8 protein-coding genes are annotated in these 21,036 nt (G+C 70.5%); 4 read left to right on the top strand and 4 right to left on the bottom strand.

Annotated elements, in window-relative coordinates; all coding sequences use genetic code 11:
* Positions 1-57: 57 nt before the first annotated feature.
* The 3 genes from ACIBTX_RS09575 to ACIBTX_RS09565 all read right to left on the bottom strand — a co-directional run bounded on the left by ACIBTX_RS09575 (position 58) and on the right by ACIBTX_RS09565 (position 14,983).
* Positions 58-3,132 (bottom strand): BTAD domain-containing putative transcriptional regulator, encoded by a 3,075-nt coding sequence (locus tag ACIBTX_RS09575; RefSeq protein ID WP_357128442.1) that lies wholly within the window; start codon positions 3,130-3,132, stop codon positions 58-60.
* A 352-nt stretch (positions 3,133-3,484) separates the two neighbouring features.
* Positions 3,485-4,216, bottom strand: coding sequence for a kinase (locus tag ACIBTX_RS09570; protein ID WP_357128439.1), 732 nt, complete (start codon positions 4,214-4,216; stop codon positions 3,485-3,487).
* Positions 4,217-4,486: 270 nt separating this feature from the next.
* Complete coding sequence (locus tag ACIBTX_RS09565) at positions 4,487-14,983, bottom strand: amino acid adenylation domain-containing protein (protein WP_396832322.1); 10,497 nt, start codon at positions 14,981-14,983, stop codon at positions 4,487-4,489.
* 122 nt (positions 14,984-15,105) lie between these two features.
* On the opposite strand from ACIBTX_RS09565, the gene ACIBTX_RS09560 reads away from it, so the two are divergent.
* Entirely contained in the window at positions 15,106-15,750 is a 645-nt protein-coding gene (locus ACIBTX_RS09560; RefSeq protein WP_357128433.1) for a 4'-phosphopantetheinyl transferase superfamily protein, read from the top strand.
* A gap of 320 nt (positions 15,751-16,070) precedes the next feature.
* Here the strand turns inward: ACIBTX_RS09560 and ACIBTX_RS09555 are convergent, their stop codons facing one another.
* Positions 16,071-16,721 (bottom strand): TIGR00730 family Rossman fold protein, encoded by a 651-nt coding sequence (locus ACIBTX_RS09555; protein ID WP_091606509.1) that lies wholly within the window; start codon positions 16,719-16,721, stop codon positions 16,071-16,073.
* A gap of 357 nt (positions 16,722-17,078) precedes the next feature.
* Between ACIBTX_RS09555 and pucL the strand changes: the two genes are divergently transcribed.
* The 3 genes from pucL (at position 17,079) to ACIBTX_RS09540 (ending at position 21,034) form a co-directional block, all read left to right on the top strand.
* On the top strand, positions 17,079-17,984 hold the full coding sequence (gene pucL, locus ACIBTX_RS09550; protein WP_396832321.1) for a factor-independent urate hydroxylase: 906 nt from the start codon (positions 17,079-17,081) through the stop codon (positions 17,982-17,984).
* An 87-nt stretch (positions 17,985-18,071) separates the two neighbouring features.
* Entirely contained in the window at positions 18,072-19,409 is a 1,338-nt protein-coding gene (gene allB, locus ACIBTX_RS09545; protein ID WP_091606516.1) for an allantoinase AllB, read from the top strand.
* Positions 19,406-21,034, top strand: coding sequence for an FAD binding domain-containing protein (locus ACIBTX_RS09540; RefSeq protein ID WP_357128424.1), 1,629 nt, complete (start codon positions 19,406-19,408; stop codon positions 21,032-21,034). Before allB ends, ACIBTX_RS09540 begins: the two co-directional genes overlap by 4 nt.
* The last annotated feature ends 2 nt before the right edge of the window (positions 21,035-21,036 follow it).

The raw sequence follows: 21,036 nt of genomic DNA, 5'->3' as shown, positions 1-21,036 counted from the left end.
GGCCGCACTGACACCAACTGGGGGTGACCGCAGATCTGCCCGGCCCCGCCGGACCGCTCAGGAGGCCTCGCCGACCTGGAACGCCAAGGAGGCCGAGGTGAGCCTGCGTACCAGTTCCTCGGCGAGGTCACGGGCATCTTGTGAATCGACCTTACCGAGTATGGTCAGCGCCTCCCGCCAGGCCGCCATCGCCGTCGCGGTGTCCGCGATGGTGTCGCCGAGCAGGCGCAAACCTCGGGCCTGCCACACCTGGTCGCCCAACTGACGGAAGCTCTGCAGCGCGGCGCCGGCCAGGCGCGCGGCCATGTCCCGCGAACCGATCGCGTACTCGGCCTCTGCCCAGGCGAGCTGGATGCGGGCACTCACCATCCGGTCGCCGCTCTCCGCGGCGACCTTGCCCGCCTGGCGCAGCGTGCCGACGGCACGATCCGCATCGCCGGCCGCGGTCTGCGCCAGGCCCTGGCCGTAGCGCGCGTAGGCCTCGCCGATCCGGTCGCCGTACTCGACGACGATCTCCAGGACATCGTGAAAGCAGTCGAGCGCGGTGCCGATGTCGTCACCCTTCAGGGCCACCTCGCCGAGGCGGTACCGCAACTGTGCCTCCATCCGGCGGCTCCGTCCCTCGGTGAGCCGGATCGCCTCGGTGAGATGCCCGAGCGCAGCACGCCGGTCGTGGGCGATGACGGCCAGCTGGGCCAACCCGGACAAGACGTGGGCCTCCCCGATCACGTCACCGGCGAACCTGAACCACTCACGCGCCTGCTCGTACTTGCGCCGGGCCTCCTCGTGGCGGCCTTGCGCCCGATCGATGAAGGCCAGGTTGCGCAGGACGAGCGCCCGGCCGTACAGCACCCGTTGGTCGACGAAGAGCTCGTCGGCGGCACGGGACAACCGGGCCGCGTCGTCCAGGCGGTACTCCGCGGCAGCCAGGGCGCCCATGGAGTAGAGGACCGCGGCCTCGCCGTACTTGTTGCCCGATCGCCGCACCGCGGCGAGCGCGCTGTCGTGCGTGGCCCGCCACTCGACGAATTCCGACCGCACCTCGAAAATGGTCACCAGCGTCACCGCGAGGTCCCAGCAGAGGTCGTCGGCGCCGAGGTCAGCGGCCTGACCGACCATCGCCACCAGGGCATCCTTCTCGACCGCGAACCATTCGAGCGGGTCGGCCAGTAGTTCTTCGCAGAGAGTCTCATCGACCTTCCAGCGAACCGCGTCACTGTGCAGGACGGTGTGGTCGCCTCCGTACTCGCTGCGGTGGGCCTTTTCCGCGACATACAGCCACGCGCCCAGAGCCCGGCGCAGCGCCTCGGCCCCATCCTCGGCTCGGTCCTCCGCGTCGTGGCGTTCTGCGGCGAAGATCCGGATCAGGCCGTGCATCCGGAACCGGGCTCGGCCGCCGACCGGGGTCTCGACCTCCAGCAGCTGCGCCGTCACCAGCTCGCTGAGCGCCTCCGCACCTGCGTCGTCGTCCGAGCCGAGCAGGGGTGCGCAGATCCATTCCGGGAAATCGCGTGCCTCCAGCACGCCGAGCAGCCGAAGCAGTCGGCGTGCCGGGTCGCTGAGCCACTCGTAGCTGGGAGCGATGTTGGCCCGGAGGCTCTGTTCGCCATGCGACAGTTCGTCGAGGCGCCGGCTCGTGTCGGCGAATCGCTCGGCCATCCGAGCCACTGTCCAGTGGGGCCGGATGAGGAGTCGCCCGCCTGCCGCGCGCAGCGCCAGCGGCAGGTGGCCGCACATACTGCTCAGTCGCAGCGCCTGGGTCGGCTCGGCATAGATCCGACCGGGCCCCGCGATCTGTGCCAGCAACTCGACCGAGTCGCTGGGTTCGAGCAAGGGACATTCCACGTGGTGAGCCGCCGGCAAGGCGGTGAGCCGGCGGCGGCTGGTCAGGATGACCACGCTGGGGGCGGAGTTGGGCACCAGCATGCGGACCTGCTCCTCGTCCGCGACCTCGTCGAGAACCATGAGCACGCGCCGCCCGGAGAGCAGGGCTCGCAATGTCTCGGCACGCTCCTCGATGCCGCCGGGGATCATCACGTGCGGTACGCCGAGGGCACGCAGGAACCGCTCCAGGACCTGGGCGGCGCCCAGCGGGGTGTTGTTGCCGTTGAGCCGGGCGTAGAGCTGCCCGTCGGGAAAGAAGTCCTTCGTCGCGTGTGCCACCCGGATCGCCAGGGCGGACTTGCCGACACCGCCGGTGCCGGAGACCGAGATGATCCGGGGCGCCGCGTTCCCGTCATCCGGTTCCGCGGTGACTATCTCCTGGAGCCGGTCGAGCAACGGCCGGTTGCCCGTGTAGTCACCGATGTCGGGCGGGAGCAGCCGGGCCGGGCGGTAGTCGGCCGGCGTGACGTCGGCAGGCTGGGTCGCGGCCCTCGGATCCAGCTCATAGTCGGTTTCACCGCCCAGGACCGCACGTTCGACCTCGCGCAGCTCGGCGCTCGGCTCGATGCCCAGCTCGTCGACGAGTGTCTGGCGACCGTCGCGGTAGCAGGCCAGGGCCTCCCCCTGGCGACCGCTGCGAAACAGCGCGAGCATCAATTGCGCCCGCAGGTGTTCGCGCAGCGGGTTGGACGCCACCAGGTCGGCGAGTTCGGCGATCATCTCCTGGTGGCCGCTCTGGCGCAGTCTCAGGTCCATGAACTCCTCGACCGCCCGCAACCGCATCTCTTCCAGGCGAGCGCCGGCAGCTGCCACCAGCCGGCTCTCCACCCCGGCCAGCGCGTCGCCCCGCCAGAGCTTCAACGCGCGTTCGTAGCGGCCGATCGCCTCATCGAGCCGCTGCTCCTCGGCGCTCTGTCGGCCCTCTGCCACGAGCCGCTCGAAGACGAGCAGGTCGACCTCGTCGGGCCCGGCGTGGATCAGGTAGCCCGGAGCGCAGGTCTCCAGCCGGTCCGGCAGGCCGACGTCGGCGAGCGCCCGCCGCAGCGCGGAGACGCAGATCTGGATCTGTCCTCGCGCGGTCTGCGGTGGGGCGTCGTCCCAGATGGCTGTGGACAGCCGGTCGACCGGGACGACCCGGCCCGCCTCGAGCAGCAGCATCACCAGGACGATGCGCTGCCGCGCCGCTCGGATGGTGGCTGTGCCTGTCGGGCCTTTCACCCCCAGCGTGCCGAGGATCTCGAAGTTCATCACAGCCGCAGTCCCCCGTGGTCTCGGCTCCGTCTGTTACACCTTGCGACGCGCGGCGAAATCGCCCTCGCACCCCTGGCGATGGGCAAGGGCATTGCCGTTGATCACTGTCCGAATCGTGAGCGTAACAGCTCGGAGCGGGGCCGTCGAGCGTTCAACAATCCGCTGTGTAGGACCAGCGATCACTCTCGGTCCGAATATGAGCCCTGACTACGCGGCGGCGTTATGTATTTTGAGCGGCCGGTATGCCGACCCGAAGATTCGCTTTCCAGAAACCGGGGAGGCTGAGTAGACCCATAGCGATCACCGACCTGACCGGACGACATCGGGCGGCGGACCGACCGGCGAACCGTCAACGGGCTCCCGGCCCAGAGCGGGACCCGGTGGGAAGATCGGTCGACTGCGGCATCGTCGGCATGGATCGGTCGACCCAGGCCCGGCCGGCCAGGGCGCGGCAGCCGTACCGTACCCGGGCGAGCTTGTCCGGGTAGTCGGGGTCGTCGTCGGCGAGCAACAGGCCGAGGATCGTTCCGCTGTGCGCGGCGACCACCCCGAGGGCGCCCGTCGCGGCCGAGAGGGCCACCAGGTCGCCGAGCATCGACTTGGGACGCAGCCGCTGGTTGAGCAGCGCGCTCCGGGTGGCCACGGCGCCGACCGTCGCGAGATCCCCCTTGCCGATCGCCACCGTGATCTCATCGAGCAGGCTGCGGTACTCCCGCCGCTCGGCGCGGCCGAACGGTTTGGGAATGCGGTTGAAGTCGACCGTGTCGACCTGGCCACCCTCGTCCACGCCCACGATCGTCGTTGCCGGCAAATGACCCAGCATCGCTTGCAGCCGGACCTGCCGGTGCAGGAAGGCCACCACACCGGGATACATCACCCCGTCGGTGGGCTCGATCGGGCGCAGCAGTGACTCGATGTCGGCCGGGGTGAGCGTCACCCCGATCGCCTCGCTCACCGCCCGCACGGTGGCCACCAGATCGGCCGAGGAACTCGCCTGGCCCTTGCCCTCGGTGAGATCGCCGTCGAGGGTGAGCCGACCACCGCCCCACACGCCGTACCGGCGCAGCATGGCCTCGGCCACTGCCCGTGATTTCGTCTTGCTCCGTGGTGCGACTTCGACCCTCGATGCGCCTGGGTGTAACTCGAAGTACGCCGAACATCCCCGCCTGATCGGCAGCGTTACCAGGAAATCCGTACCCGGTTCCGGCAACACGCCCTGAAGCAGCTCACCGAAGGTGCCATAGGCCCAGCCACGGCCGACCTGCACCGGCCGGCCATCGAACGCGGCGCGGGCCGATCCCGATGCGATGATCATTTTTCTCCCTTGGTCGGCGCGTTACCGGATCGTTGGTCACAGCGTCGGCGGCATGGGGAATTCCAGTTCCGCGAACAGATCGGCCAGGAATGGCCTCCCCCCGATGTTCGAGAGGACGACCAGACCCGCTCCGTCGTCGAGATCCGTCGCGGTCATGCACTGGAAGCTGTGCCGATCGCCGGGATGACCGAACCACCGGTGACCGTCGACGACCTTGCTGACGCAGCCCAGGCCGTACCGACCGCCCGGCACCTCCGGCGTGATCATGGCTTGCGCGGACGCCCGGTCGAGCACCCGCGACGGTTCGCCGGTGGCAGCTGCCCGGATCTCCACCGCTACCTTGGCCAGATCGGCGGCGGTCGTCCACAGGCCACTCGCGGCCTGCTGGGGGAAGACTCGCCAGCCGCCGGGCAGGTGCGTGCCGTCGTCCCGGTGGCCGTGCGCCACACGGCCCGGCCGCAGGTGCGGGAACGCCTGGTCGAAGCTGCTGTCACGCATGCCGAGCGGATCGAGCACCAACCGTCGCATCGTCTCGGCGAACGGCTCGCCGGTGACCGCCTGGAGGACGCTCTGCACCACGGTGAAGTTCGCTCCGGAATAGCCGAACGTCCCTGCCGCGCCCGTCATCTCGATCGGCGGTGTCGCGGCCGGCGGCCGACCCAGGATCATGTCGGCGAGGGTGGGCAGCGGGTCCGCCTGCTCATGGCCCGGGTGGCCGTACTGCACCAGCCCTGCCACGTGGCCCAGCAGGCCCCGCAGGGTGACCGGTCCCGACGCGCCGCGCAACCCGCCTGTCAGGTGGGTACGCACGTCCGCGTCCAGGTCCAGCACGCCGTCCATGGCCAGCCGCAGCACGCCCACCGTGGTGACGTGTTTGCTCACCGAACAGGCCTGGAAGATCGTTTCGGCATCGACCGCCGCACCCCCACGGGCGTCGGTCGTTCCCTCACCCCAGGCCCGGGCGACCTGCCCGTCGGCGATCACCGCGACACTCACCGCCGGCGCCTGACACCGCCGACGCGCGGCGGCCATCAGTGCCGAGCCCGGCTCGAGGCGCTGCCAGGACGCCGGAACCGGCCGGTCGGCCGGTGCCGCCAGCTTTCGAAGTCGCTGCAGGTGCTCCTGAAGACGCCGGCGGCCCACCCGCTCCTCGACGTTTCCGGCCGGGAAGGTCCAGTCGACGTGCAGCCGGCCGTCTCGCACCCACGACCTGACGTCCAGGAGGTAGCGGCGCTCACCGGCGGGGGCCCGGGCCGTCGAGTCGTCGTCCACGCCGTGGAACAGGCCCGCACCGTCGCCCTGGTCGAGCAGATGACCGAAGTGGGTCAGGCTGACCCACGACCTGGATGCCAGATCGGCCTGGCCCGCCAGGTGACGCAACAGTCCATGTCCGATCCCATGGTGCGGAATCGCCGCCAGGGTGTCGGCCAGGGCGTCCACCGCCGTGTCGACGCCACCCCGGCCGACCGGCCGGACGACCACCGGGTACCTGGCGGTGAACCAGCCGACGGTGCGGGAGAGATCCACATCATCGAACAGCGGCTCGCGGCCGTGGCCCTCGATGTCGACCGAGACCGGGAGGCCGCCGCCGGCCCATTCCACCAGCACGTCCCCGAGAGCGGCCAGCACCAGCGTCTGCATCGGCACCCCGTGCGCCGCCCTGCGGGTCAGCCGGCTCGTGTCCGCTTCATCGAGCACCGCCTCGACCGTGCGGGTCGCCGACTCACGATTGATGCCGCCTACATCAACTGCGGGCGGTGGCGCCACCGGCTCGCGAGCCACCGCCTGCCACAACTCGCGTTCCTCGTCCAGCTTCCCGCTGCTCGCGTACGCGGCGAGCCGCGTGGCCCACTGCCCGAACGAGGTCGGGACCGGCGTGAGCGCGGCGGGATCGTCGGTTCGGTACACGGTGGCGAGGTCGTCGAGCAGGATGCGCCAGGAATACGTGTCCACGGCCCAGTGGTGGACCACCACCACGACGCGGTCGTCGAATCCGTCGGCCCGGATCAGTGCCGCCCTGAGCAGGGGGCCGTCGGCCAGGTCGAGACCGGTGTGCAGCCGATCGGCGATGGCCCGGATCTCGTCCCGTCGCTCATCGGCTGTCCGGGTGCCGAGATCGACCACCCGTAGCGGATTGGTGTCCGACACCGGCGCGACCCGCTGGCGCCGGTCGGGCGCGGCGCGGTCGAGACGCAACCGCAGCGCGTCGTGCTGGGCGGTCAGCGCCCGCAGAGCCCGTCCCAGGCGGCCCGGATCGGCGGCGCCGTGCCAGTCCACCTGCACCGACTGGTTGTAGTGGTCGTGCGGCACACGTTGGTCGAGCAGACGATGCTGCGCCGGAGTGAGCGGTACCGCCGACCAGGGGTCCGGGTGCTCGGCACGCGGGGCCGCCACCTCCACCGCCGCGCCCGGCGCCACGGTGGCGGCCAGGTCTCGCAGCCTGGTGTCGCGCAGCACGTCCTGCACAGTGATCGACAGGCCGGCACGCCGCCCCAGGGTGACAACCTGGAAGGCGAGGACCGAATCGCCACCGAGGGCGAAATAGTCGTCCTCTGGCCCCACCCGGTCGAGGCGCAGCACGCCCTTCCAGATCTCCGCGAGCACCCGCTCGGCCTCCGTGACGGCGGCGGCGAGCCCCGTCCCGGCCGGCCCGGCGGCGCCCGACGACGCGGCCGGAGCCGGTTCCGGAACGACCGGCGCGGGTACGACTTCGCGCCACGCGGCGACCGGGTCGTCGGCGGGCGCAACGGTGACGGCCTCGAGCAGCATTCGGTAGTGCCCGAGGAGTTCCGCGACCGCGTCCCGGTCATAGACTGCGTGCTCGAACTTCAGTCCGAGCTCGAGGTGACCGGCGACGCTCACGGTGAGCACCAACGGGAACGCGGTCTCGCCCGGAGCGCCGTCGCTCTGGTCGACCCGCAGGCCGGCCCACTCGCCCTCCTCCTCGTCGGCGGCGCGCTCCAGGACGAACAGGTTGGTGAACAGCCGTTCTCCGCGGGGCACATCGACGCATCGGGCAATCTCCACCAGGGATGCGCCGGCATGCTCCTGTTGGGTCAGGCGGCCTCGGTGCACCTCGGTGAGCCAGTCGCCGATCGACATGTCCGGGGACACGCCGATCCGGGTGGGCAGGGTGTTCATCAGCATCCCGACCATGCGGTCGATGCCGGGCACGTCGGCGGACCGGCCGGCCAGCGTGGTGCCGAAGACGACGTCATCGGTGCCGCAATGCCGGCTCAGGAGCAACGCCCACGCCCCCTGCAACAGATTCGGCAGGCTGATCCGGTAACGAGCTGCGGTGTCGCGCAGAGCCTGGAACAGCGAATCGGCGAGAGTGCTCTCCTCGACGCCGATGCCGGTTCCCGGGCGTCGACCCGCTGCGACGGCGGGTAGCGGCGTGGGACCGCGCAGGCCGGCCAACGTTCGCCGCCAGTAACCCATGTCCCGGTTCGCCGGGTGGCGGTCGAGCCAGGACAGGTAGTCACGGAACGGTGCCGGCGGATCGGCCGGCAGGGCACCGCCGGTACGCATAGCGGCGTATGTCTCCAGCACCTCACGGCTCACGATCGACCGGCTCCAGCCGTCCAGCACCAGGTGGTGGACGTTCCACAGCAGGCGGTGGCGCGTCGAACCGGTTCGGATCAGAACCAGCCGCATCGGCGGTCCGGCGGTGAGGTCGATCCCGCGCTCCCGTTCGTCCGCGGCCAGCCGCTCCAGCCAGCCCACGCGCTCGCCGTCAGGAGTGGAACGGCAGTCCCAGCGTTCGACCACGATCGGCTGGGCGCGGACGACGACCTGCACCGGGTGCGGCAGGTCCTGCCAGATGAACCGGGTCCGCAGGGCCGCATGCCGGTCGATGACCCGCTGCCACGCCGTCACGAACGTTCCCACGTCGAGATCGCCGTCGAGGTCCCAGATGAACTGGCGGAAGTACTCGTCCCGCTGCGGGTCGGCGAGCCGGTGCAGCAGCATGCCGGTCTGCAGGTGGGTGAGCCGGTACACCTCGGCCGTGTCCAACTCCCTCAGCTGGGTACGCAGGACGGCGGCAGCCTCGTCGTCCAGCCCGGTGAGCGGGTCGGGCCCGGCCACCGGTGGCTCCGCAGCCGATCGCTCCGGAGCGGGCTCCGCCGCTGCCGGCTCCGCGAGGGTCACCACGGCCGCGAGACCGGCGACGGTCGGATGGCGGAACACGTCACGCGGGTTGACGGCGAGACCGTACTCCTGTGCCAGAGCGACCAACCGCACCGAGACGATGGAGTCGCCACCGAGCCCGAAGAAGTCGTCGTGCACGCCGACCCCGGTCACACCGAGCGCCTGTTCCCAGACACTGACCAGGCGTCGCTCGGTCTCGGTGCGGGCAGCGACGTACCCGGCTTCCTCATCCCGGGTGACCGGGCCCGGTGCCGGCAGCCGGCTGCGGTCGACCTTGCCGGCCGCCGTGAGCGGCAGCTCCGGCAGACAGACGAACTGTGCGGGACGCATGTAGGTGGGCAGGTCGCGGGCCAGCCATTCCTGCAGGTCAACGGCGCTCGGCAGCTGCCCATCGGGGCGGGGCACCAGGTACGCGACCAGCCGACGATCGCCTGACTCGTGGGCGAAGGCGGCGACCGCACCCTCGACGATGTCGGGATGAGCCAGCAGCCGGGCCTCGATCTCCCCCAGTTCGACCCGGTATCCGCGGATCTTCACCTGATCGTCGCAACGGCCCAGGAAGTCGAGGTTCCCGTCGGCGCGCCACCGGGCCAGATCCCCGGTCCGGTAGAACCGGGCGCCCGGCTCCGACGCGTACGGATCCGGCAGGAACCGCTCCGCCGTGACCGACGGCCTGCGATGGTAACCACGGGCGACACCGTCACCGCCGATGAACAACTCCCCCGTCACACCGATCGGTACCGGGGAGAGGTGACGGTCGAGCACGTACATCCGGATGTTGGCGATGGGCCGGCCGATCGGGAGCGGCAGCTCCGGATCGACTTCGTCCGGCAGGACATAGGTCGAGCAGCCGACCACCGTCTCGGTCGGGCCGTACTCGTTGATGATCCGTGCCCGTGGAGCCGCCTTACGCCAGCCCAGGGCGGTTTCCGTACGCACCTCGTCGGCGCCCACCACGAAGGTGCGCACCGAATGGACGCTGTCGGGCTGCACCATCCGACGCAGCACGTCGAGATGCCCCGGCGTGATCTTGAGCAGACTGAAGTCGGCCGGCTCGGTGAGCAGGTCGGCGAGATTTCCGAGGCCCTCGTCGGGCGGCAACAGTGTCACGCTCAGCCCGGCCGTCAGCGGCAGGAAGAAATTGGGAACGGAGAGGTCGAACGCGATGGAGCCGACCATCGGAGCGCCGTCCGCGCCGTCGATCCCATAGCCGGAACGCGCCCACCACAGATAGTTGATCAGACCTCGATGGTCGATCAGCACGCCCTTCGGCCGTCCGGTCGAGCCGGAGGTGTACATGATGTAGACCAGGTTGCGCGCCGTGACACCCGTCTGGGGCGACGTGGCCGGTCGCTCTGCGATCTGCGCGGCCTCGGCGTCGAGCAGCACCGCGGGCAGGTTCTCGCCGTCGGTGGCCAGCGCCGCGAGGTCGGCCCGGGTCACCACGAGCCGGGCACCGCTGTCCCGCAGGTAGTACTTCAGCCGGTCACTTGGATGGCCGGGGTCTAGGGGGAGATAGGCGCCGCCGGCCTTGAGCACGCCGAGCAGGGCCACGAACATCTCGACGGAATGGTCCAGGAGCACGCCGACGATCTGCTCGGGGCCGACGCCTCGGGCACGCAGGTGGTGCGCCAGCCTGTTCGCGGACTCGTCCAGGTCGGCGTAGGAGACCGAGGATCCGTCGACATCGACGATCGCCGTAGCGGCGGGATTCTCGCGAGCCGCCTGCTCGAACAACTCGTGCAGGCACGTCTCCGACGGGTACCACGCGTCGGTGTCGTTCCATGTCCGGAGCACACGTTCGCGCTCGACGTCGGGCAACGCGTCGAGCGTGTCGATCGAGCCGGACCGGTCATCGGCGATCGCGGTGAGGATGATCGCCAGGTGCGCGAGCAGCCGCCGGATGGTCTCCGCCTCGCCGCAGGTGCGTTGGTACGCCAGTTGCAGGCACAGCCCGTCCCCCGCCGTCACGTCCAGCACCAGCGGGTAGCCACTGTCCAGCGCGGTGCTACCGGGCACCGGGGACACTTCCGGCGGCAGCGCCGGTTCGCGCTCCTCGTGCTGGAACACCACGATGCTGTCGAACAGGCGCTCGTCCGCCCGCACCGCGCTCTGCCGCTTGGCGTCGACCAGCGAGCAGTGGACGTGCTCGTGCAACTCGGCCATCTGATCCTGGACTGCGCGGGCCACCGCGCCGGCGGTGATCCCCTCTTCGATCCGCATCCGGACCGGGAGGGTGTTCATCAGCAGGCCGACGACCTGTTCGATCCGAGGGAAGTCCCCGGACCGCCCGTTGACGGTGACCCCGACGACCACGTCGTCCCCGCCACCGAACCGACGCAGCAGCAGTCCCCAGGCCGCGGTCACCAGCGAGCCCAGCGACACCCGCCAGCGGCGCGACACCTCGGTCAACCGATCCAGCTGGCCCCGGTCCAGGTTCAGCAGTTCGAGCGCCGTACCCGCCCGGCCGCCTTCCTCCGTCGGCAACCGGTTGACCGGTAGCGCGGTCGGCGTGGTGAATCCGCCGAGCACCTTCTGCCAGTGCACGGCGTCCGCGTCGCGGTCGCGTCCGGCGAGCCACGCCCGATGTGCTGCCGCCGGCACCGGGTCGGGGAGGTCGACGGACGTGCCGTTGCGGAGGCCTCCGACGATCTGGAACAGTTCCCGGACCACTATCTCGGTGCTCCATCCGTCGAGCAGGATGTGGTGGGTCCGCCACACCAGCCGGTAGGACGAGTCACCGGTGCGCAGCGCGGTGAATCGGTTGATCGGACCGGTCAGCTCGATCGGTTCGGCCCGGTCCTCGGCGAGGAAGTCCTCGTACCGCCGCGGAGACGCGTCGGCGCGCCAGTCGAGGACGACCAGTTCCGGCTCTGCGCGACAGTGCACCTCCTGGACCGGATGTGGCCGCCCGCGCCAGGCGAACCGGCTGCGCAGCGCGGGGTGCCGGGCGCAGACCTCGCGCAGCGCCGAGGCCAGCGCCTCCTCGTCGAGCGGCTGGTCCACATCGAAGGCGTGGTACTGCGCGTACCGGTTCTCCGCCGGGAAGGCGATCGTCTCGAACAGCATCCCTTCTTGGAGGGCGGAGAGCCGGTGCACGGACTCCACGCCGTCCGGTAGCGGTTCGGCAGCGCGGGCCGGGGCGGCGCCGTGGCCGTCAGCGGCCGGGCCGTCCGTGGCGCGGAGCGCCGCCACCACCTCGGCCACCGTCTGGTGCCGTAGCAGCAGACGCGGGGTCACCGGCAGGCCGGCGGCGCGAGCCCGGTTGGCGATCCGCACCGCCAGGATCGAGTCGCCACCGATGTCGAAGAAGTTGTCCCGCACGCCACAGAAGTCGAGATCGAGCAGCTCGGCCCAGATCGCGGCCAGCACCCGCTCGGTCTCGTCGCGTGGCCTGGTCGGCTCCGCTCGCGATGCGGCTGCCGGTGACACGTCCGGCAGCGCCTTCCGGTTCACCTTGCCGCTCGAGGTCAGCGGCAGCGCGTCCAGGGGCACATACGTGGCCGGGACCATGTACTCCGGCAGCGTGCCGCGCAGATGGGCCGTCAGATCGCTCGCCGACAGCACGTGCCCGGGCGTCGGCACCACATAGGCGACCAGCCGCAGAGCGCCGGCCGAGGTCTGCTGTGGCACCACTGCGGCCTGCGCGATGTCGGGGCGGGCCAGCAGGGTCGAAACGATCTCATCGAGCTCGATGCGGTGGCCGTGTACCTTGACCTGATCGTCGATCCGTCCGAGGAATTCGAGGGATCCGTCGGTACGCCACCGCGCGACGTCGCCCGTCCGGTACATCCGGCCGCCGTGGAACGGGTCGGGCACGAAGGAGCCAGCGGTCAGTACGGGCCGGCCGACGTATCCGCGGGCGAGGCCGACACCACCGATGAACAGCTCGCCGGGCACCCCGACGGGCATCGGGCGCAGGGCGTCGTTCAGGACGTACAGCCGCGTGTTGTCGATCGGCCTGCCGATCGGGACGGTCGCCCCGCCCGGCGCAGACACACAGGTGTACGCGGACACGTCGATCGACGCCTCGGTCGGGCCGTACAGGTTGTGCAACTCGGCCGTGAGCCGGGAGCGAGCCTGATCCGCCAGCCCGGCCGGAAGGGCTTCGCCGCTGCAGATGACGTGGCGCAGGCTGGGAAGGTCGTCGACCGTGGGATCGGCGAGGAACTCCGCGAGCATCGAGGGCACGAAGTGCACGACGGTCGCGGCGCTGCGGCGGATGAGGTCCGCCAGGTACGCCGGGTCCTGATGTCCACCAGGCTCGGCGACCACCAGACGCGCGCCGACGGTCAGCGGCCAGAAGAACTCCCACACCGACACGTCAAAGCTGAACGGCGTCTTCTGGACGACAGTGTCGCCGGTGCCGATCGGGTAGGCCTTCTGCATCCACTGCAGCCGGTTGACCACACCCCGGTGCGGTACACAGACGCCCTTCGGCCGCCCGGTCGAGCCGGAGGTGAAGATGATGTATGCGAGGTCGTCCGGTGACACTGCCGTCAGGCCGGAAGTGCCGTCGTCGGTGATCGCCGCCTGCCGGTCCACGTCCAGCACGACGACCTCGTCGCCGGTCCAACGACCGGCGGTCTCCTGGTCGACCAGGACGACGGACATCCCGGTGTCGGCGACGATCATCGCGTGTCGGCCGTCGGGATGATCGGGATCGAGCGGCACGTACGCGCCACCTGCCCACTCGACAGCAAGCAGCGCGGTCACCAGCCTGAACGAGCGCTGCAGGCAGACCCCGACCGGCACATCGGGTCCTACCCCGGCTCGCCGCAGCCCCGCGGCTACCCGGCTCACTCGGTGCGCCAGTTCCGCGTACGTGAGCGTCTCCTGGTCGTCGACGACGGCGCAGGCATCCGGGGTCCGGGCCGCCTGCTCGGCGAACAGGGACGCCAGGGTCGTCTCGCGCAGCGGCACCTCGGTGTCGTTCCAGGACCGGAGCTGCCGGTGCAGGTCGTCGGCCCCCAGCAGATCAAGGTCGCCGGTCCGGCGTGCGGGATCGGCGGCCATCTGCTCCAGGACGGCAACCAGACTGCGCAGCAGCCGCCGTGCGGTATCGGCCTCGAACAGATCCGTGGCGTACCGGAGCTCCAGGCGGATCGCGCCGTCGTCGTCGCGCGCCACCAGCGTGAGTTCGAACTTCTCGGTGGCCTCGTCGAGGTCGACCGGCTCGGTGGTGATACCCGGAAGGTCCCACCAGTCCTCGTGGTCGTCCAGGTATTGGAACAACACCTGGAACAGCGGGTTGCGATCCGGCGCGCGTCGCACGTTCAGCGCGCGGACCACCTCCTCGATGCTGACGTCGGCATGGTCCAGCGCCCCGGCCACGGTCCGGCGCAGGCGGATCATGAGGTCACGCAGCTCCGGCCCGTCAGCCAGATCGACCGGAACGGCGACGGTGTTGACGAAGAGCCCGACAGTCTCGTCGGTGCCGGCCGTGCCACGGCGCGACATGGGCGTCCCCACCGCGAAACGCGTTTGCCCGCTGTAGCCACCAAGGGTGGCCGCGAGCCCCGCCAGCACCGCGACGAAGGGCGTCACGCCGGCCTCGGCAGCGACCTGCCGTAGCCGGTTCGCCGTGTTCGGGGGCACGGTCATCACGACCCCGTCGCCGCGGTATGTCGGTTCGGGCGGGTGCGGCCGGTCGATGGGAAGTTCCAGGTACGGGTCGACATCCGAGAGGGCCCGGCGCCAATGGTCCAGGTGGGTCTGCCGGCCGTCGGCAGCGCCTTCGAGGGCCCGGCGCGCGTAGTCGGTGTAGCGACCCGGCGCCGCGACGTCCGCGACGCCGCGATAGAGCCGGCTGAGGTCGGTGGCCAGGATCTGGCAGGACCATTCGTCGGCGATCAGGTGGTGCAGGTGCAGCACCAGGAGGTGATCGCCGTCCGCCTCGACGAGAGCAGCGCGGAACAGCGGTCCCGCCTCGAGGTCGAAGCGCCGCGCCAGCTCGGCCCGGACCGAGGCCATCGGGTCGCCTCCGTGCTCGGTCCGGTCCACCACGGTGAAGGCGGCCGGCCCCGGGGCGCGGACGATTTGCATCGGTCCGTCCTCGGTCTCGACGACGACGGTACGTAACGCCTCGTGCCGGGCCACCAGACGATCCAGCGCGGTCCGCAATCTGCTGACCTCTACGGCCCCGTGCAGTCGCACGACCTCATGCACGCTGTAGAGCCCCTCGTGTGCGCCGAGCATCTCTCCGACGAGCCACAGAGAATGCTGCTCCGGCGACAGCGGGACGGGCTCCTCGGGCGACCGTGCGGCGTCCGGTGTCTGCACCGGGCTCGCGGTCGGCGCGGCTCCGCGCAGCAGCCGTTCCGTGACACTGCGCCGTGCCGCGGCCAGCAGATCCTCGCGCTCGTCAGGAGTGATGGTCATGGGCCGACTCTCGGCCGGTCGCCTATCGGCCCGCTGTCCCGCCGTTACCGGTTGGAGGCGCCGGTCCGGGATACGTGGACGATAGGGGGTGTCCACCGCGCTCAGGCCGTAGACTCTGGTCGATGCTCGCGACTCTGCTCCCGGCCGCCGTACGCACCGCTGAGGCGTTCTCCGACATACCCGGCGAGCCGGTGTTCCCTGGCGAGGAGGACCTGGTGGCGAACGTCGTCGACCTCCGGCGCCGGGAGTTCGTCACCGCCCGCCGCTGCGCGCGCGAAGCCCTGCGGCGGCTCGGTGTGGCTCCGGCACCGATCCGGATCGGTGCCGAACGGGCGCCGGTCTGGCCGACCGGGGTGGTCGGCAGCATCACGCACTGCACCGGCTACCGAGCGGCCGCCGTCGCGCGCTCGGCCGACCTGATGTCGGTTGGCATCGACGCCGAGCCGCACCAGACACTGCCGGCCGGAACCCAGGACTACATCGTCGCGCCCGGCGAGGCCGACATGCTGCGCGACCTGCGCAGTGCCCATCCTCGGACGCATTGGGACCGGCTGCTGTTCAGCGCGAAGGAAGCGGTGTACAAGGCGTGGTTTCCGCTGACCGGACGGTGGCTCGGACTGCCGGACGCCCGGCTGACCATCGACCCCACTGCGGGCCGGTTCAGCGCGCAACTGCTCGTCGACGGACCGCGGTCCCGGTTCTCCGGACGCTTCCTGGCGACCGACCGGTTGATCCTGACCGCGGTGGCGGTCGGGTCAGGCGATTGACAAGCCCACCCCGCCCGCTCGACGGACGCCCCGAACGGGCGGCCGGTCGACCTCTGAACGCTCCGGTACGCATTGATCGACAGTGGGCGCCGGCGGCGGACGTCCGTTGAACAGACACCCTGGGCCGACCCGGCGGCTGCCCGTGACACGGCCCTCGCGGCAGGTGACCTGGCGGCGGCCGAGGTGCCGCCGGGCGGCCACCCGAGCGGTCGGTCGCACCTCGGTCGGCGGTGTCGCTGTCGTGCAGCATGCGCGGACCGTCGAGGTACGAAGAGTGGGTCACGACCCGCCTATGGGACTCGGCAACCGATGAACTCGGCTCAGAGCCGCTCCGCGTCGACGGCGGCCAGTCCCGCGGTGTGGTTCGCGTGCCTCTCCACGCACCGCAGCGCGTCCTCCGTGGTGCCGGTCACCGAGCAGAGCGAGCCGAGGTCGGGATCGGTGAAGCCCCAGTCGGTCAGCTCCTGCGCCATTCCGAGGAACCGATCCCAGAACCCGTCGGTGTTGACCAGCACGATCGGCTTGGTCAACACTTTCAGCTGGTTGAGGCTTATCACCTCCAGCACCTCGTCGAGAGTCCCGAACCCGCCGGGCAGGGCGACGAACGCGTCGGCCTGGGTGAGGAACGCCACCTTGCGCTCGCCCAGCGTCGAGGTGACCACCGTCTGCTGCGGTGGTGCCGCGATGCCTCGCTCCTTCTCGACCAGGAACGTGGGAATGACCCCGGTCACGGGCGCACCGTGCCGCTGCGCGGACCACGCCACCTCGCCCATGAGCCCCGAACCACCACCGCCGTAGAGCAACCGGTGACCGCGTCGGCCGATCAGCAGACCCAGGTGCCGGGCCGCCTCGGTGTCGGCCGCCCGCCGGCCCGGCCGGGCGCCGCAGAAGACACAGATGGTCAGGGGACGCGCCGCAGCGCCTCGGGGATCAGGCTCGGTCGGCGCCGCCGACATGACTCGCAGGCTCATGACACTGCATTGGGGACGCCGCGTCTATCACCAAGATATCGACGGCGAGCAGGACGACAAGAGATCGCCGATAGGGCGGCGACAGGTCAGCGGTGGACGGTGATCCCACGATGAAGGAAACCCGACGTCCACGAGCCCCGTCCCTCTCGGGCGCGGTGGAGATCCACTTGGGGATCGCCTCGACTCCTACGCGTTGGCCCTGCCTCGTTGCCGTCGGCATCAGCACGAGACGGGATCCGGCGGCTCGCACCCGATCCGCGCCCCGGGTGGGGAGCTGATCGGGGACGGCCACCGGCTGGACGGCCACCACGATGCGGACATCGACAGGACGACCGACCGACACGTAGGAGGGACGTCATGGGTACCGTGCTCAGCTTCGACCAGTACGGCAAGGCCGAGAACCGCGTCGTGCGCATCTACCGGGACAACCCGCGACACGAGATCTGGGATCTGAACGTCTCCACGGCGTTACGCGGTGACTTCGCCGCGGCGCACGTCGAGGGAGACCAGCGGGATGTGCTACCGACCGACACCCAGAAGAACACCGCCTTCGTGTACGCCAAGAAGCACGGCGTCACGTCTCCCGAGGACTACGCGATCGCGGTCGGCCAACGGCTGATCGAGGCGTCCCCCAAGGCGTCCGGCGCCCAGGTCCGCGTCGAGCAGTACGCCTGGGACCGAATCGACGTCGACGGGGCCGGCCACGACCACGCGTTCCTCCGCCGCGGCGGAGCCGTCCGGACGACCGTGGTCACGCTCTCCGGGCGGAACGCCGAGCAGCTGGTCCGCGTGGTTTCCGGCCTACGTGACCTGGTCCTGCTCAAGTCGACCGGTTCGGAGTTCAAGGGTTTCCTCCGGGACGAATACACGACGTTGCAGGAGACCGACGACCGCATCCTCGCCACCTCGCTCGTCGCGAGGTGGCGGTACGCGGGTACCGAGGTCGACTGGAACTCGACGTACGGCGCCATCAGTGCGTCGCTGCTGGAGACCTTCGCCACCACCTACAGCCGGGCGCTACAGGAGACCCTCTATCTGATGGGAGCGCACGTGCTCAAGGCTCACGAAGAGGTGGCCGAGATCCGCTTCTCCGCACCCAACAAGCATCACTTCCCCGTTGAACTCGCCCGATTCGGCCTGGAGAACAGCGGCGAGGTGTTCACCGCCACCGACCGGCCGTACGGGCTCATCGAGGCCGCCGTGACCCGCGACGACGCGCCCGAGCCGGGCGACGCCTGGCTCGCCGTGCCGTCCTTCCTGTGAACTGACGAGCGACATGGCCGACTCCGGGCGTCACCGCCTCGCCATCTGTTGTCCGCTGATCGCCGGACGGCCCGACGAGGCGCGATCATGATGCTGGATCTCGTCCTTCGCAGTCGACGCGTGGTCATCGAGGGCACCGAGACCGCGGGTGTGATCGGTGTGCGTGACGGGCGCATCGCCGTCGTGGCACCACTCGACGCGAAGCTGGAAGCCCAGGAGTCGATCACTCTCGCTGATGACGAGGTGCTTCTGCCCGGCCTGGTCGACACCCATGTGCACGTCAACGAGCCCGGTCGTACCGAGTGGGAAGGCTATGCCAGCGCGACCCGGGCAGCCGCAGCCGGCGGAGTGACCACCATCGTGGACATGCCGCTCAACAGCATTCCACCGACGACCACGCCCACCGCGCTGGCCACCAAGCAGGGCTGCGCCCGCGGCCAGACCTACGTCGACGTGGGCTTCTGGGGCGGGGCAGTGCCGGGCAACATCACCGATCTGGCGGCCCTGCACGACGGCGGAGTCTTCGGCTTCAAGTGCTTCCTGCTCGACTCCGGGGTGCCGGAGTTTCCACCGCTGGACGCTGCGGAGTTCGTCGCGACGATGGCAGAGACGGCTCGCCTCGGTGCGATGCTGATCGTGCACGCCGAGGACGCCGAGGTGGTCGCACTGGCGCCACGCCCCACCGGGCCGGAGTACGCGGCCTTCCTGCGTTCCCGCCCGCACCGGGCCGAGGATCGCGCGATCGACCAGGTGATCAACGCCGCGCGCGCGACCGGTGGCCGGGCCCACGTCCTGCACCTGTCCAGCGCCCACGCGCTGTCAGGGCTCACCGCAGCCAGGGCTGCCGGTGTCGATGTCTCGGTGGAGACCTGCCCGCACTACCTGACGTTGTCCGATACCGATATCCCGGATGGAGCGACCCAGTTCAAGTGCTGCCCGCCGATCCGCGACGGCGGCAACCAGGACCGGTTGTGGCAGGCGCTCGCCGCCGGAGACATCGACATGGTCGTCTCGGACCACTCACCCTGTACGCCCGAGCTCAAGCTGCTCGAACACGGCGACTTCGGCAAAGCGTGGGGTGGCATCGCGGGCCTGCAGCTGGGACTGCCGGTGGTATGGACGGCGGCCCGCTCGCGCGGGCACTCGCTGGCCGACGTGACGCGTTGGATGGCGCAGCGCCCAGCCGAGCGCGTCGGGCTGCCGTACAAGGGTCGCATCGCCGCCGGCGCCGACGCGGATCTGTGTGTTTTCGCCCCGGACGCCGATTTCGTGGTCGATCCGGCGAGCCTACTGCACCGTCACCAGCTGACGGCGTACTCGGGTCGACGGCTGGCCGGCATCGTCCGGCAGACCTGGCTTCGCGGGCGGCGCGTACGTACGGAGGGACAGCCGCTCGGGAAGCTGTTGATGAGGGGAAGAAGATGACCGGGACGCACCATGCATTCCGACCGGACCTACCCGGTCGGCAGGAGCCGACCGCGGGCCGAGCGGTGTCGACCGACACGCCCCCGCTGCCTGACGACACCACGCGGAGCGGCGGCGACATCACGGTCAACGGCCGGATCACTCCACTCGGGGATGTCACGCCACACACCACGGCGCTGGAATGGCTGCGTGGACGAGGCCTCACCGGCTGCAAGGAGGGTTGCGGAGAGGGTGAGTGCGGCGCTTGCGCGGTGCTCGTCGCCCGACCCGGCGTTGATTCGCCCACCGAATGGGTGGCGGTCAACGCATGCCTGTTGCCGGTCGCCGCCCTGGATGCCCAGGAGATCCGCACTGCCGAGGGGCTGGGCAGCCCCGACCGCCTGCACCCGGTCCAGCACGAGATGGCCGTCCGCGGTGGATCGCAGTGTGGCTACTGCACACCCGGCTTCGTCTGCAGCATGGCTGCCGAGTACTACCGGGCCGGAAGACGGGCGTCCCCGGACGGCGACGTGACCGGACACGACAAGGGGCCCAACGGCTTCGACCTGGACGCCCTCAGCGGCAACCTGTGCCGCTGCACCGGATACCGGCCGATTCGCGACGCCGCGTTCGCACTCGGTCCACCGGTGCCCGACGACCAGCTTGTGCAACGCCAGCAGGCGCCCACGGCGCCGCCCCGGCCCGTTCGGCTGCGGCACGGGGGCCGGGAGTTCGTCCGGCCGGCCTCGCTGCCCGACGCCCTGCGACGGCTTCGCGAGCAGCCCACTGCCACCGTGGTGGCCGGCTCCACCGATTGGGGTGTGCAGGTGAACCTGCAGGGCGCCCGGGCCGAGTCGGTCCTCGCGATCGACCGCCTCGCGGAGCTGCGGAAGCTGATGATCACGCCGGAGAGCATCGAGGTCGGTGCCGGACTGACCCTCAGCGAGATCGAGCGCCGCCTCGCGGGCCGGGTGCCGCTGCTCGCCCACATGTTCCCCCTCTTCGCCTCCAGGCTCATCCGCAACAGAGCCACCATTGGCGGCAACCTGGGCACCGGATCCCCGGTGGGCGACACCGCGCCGGTGTTGCTCGCGCTTGCCGCCGAGGTCATCCTGGTCAGCGTCGACGGCGAACGCAGGGTGCCGCTGGCGGACTACTTCACCGGGTATCGGCGCAGCGTTCGTCGCTCCGACGAGCTGATCCGGGCAGTGCGGATCCCACGCCCGCTCGCCGGCCTCGTCGCCTTCCACAAGATTGCGAAGCGGCGGTTCGACGACGTCACCAGCGTCGCCGTCGGCTTCGCCCTCGACGTCGTCGGTGGAACGGTCACCCGCGCACGCATCGGCCTGGGTGGGGTGGCGGCCACACCGATCCGGGCCCGGGCGACCGAGGCGGCGCTGGAGGGCAACCCCTGGTCCGCAGCCACCGTCGCTGCCGCCGCTCGGTCTTTGCGCCGCGAGGGCACACCGCAGGACGACCACCGGTCCAGCGCCGAGTATCGAGCCGCGATGCTCGGCCAGAGCCTACTCAAGCTCTACGCCGAGAACCCGGCCCCGTACGAGATCGCCGCAGTCCCCGGCGGACGGATCGCCGCGGCCACCGAGCACCAGGCCGAGAGGAGGCCACGGAATGAGCGCGCTGTCTGAGA

The organism is Micromonospora sp. NPDC049359 (genome assembly GCF_044466585.1).
GTDB lineage: Bacteria > Actinomycetota > Actinomycetes > Mycobacteriales > Micromonosporaceae > Micromonospora.
The sequence above is the reverse complement of the archived record's forward strand: the minus strand, read 5'-3'. Positions and strand labels throughout refer to the sequence as shown.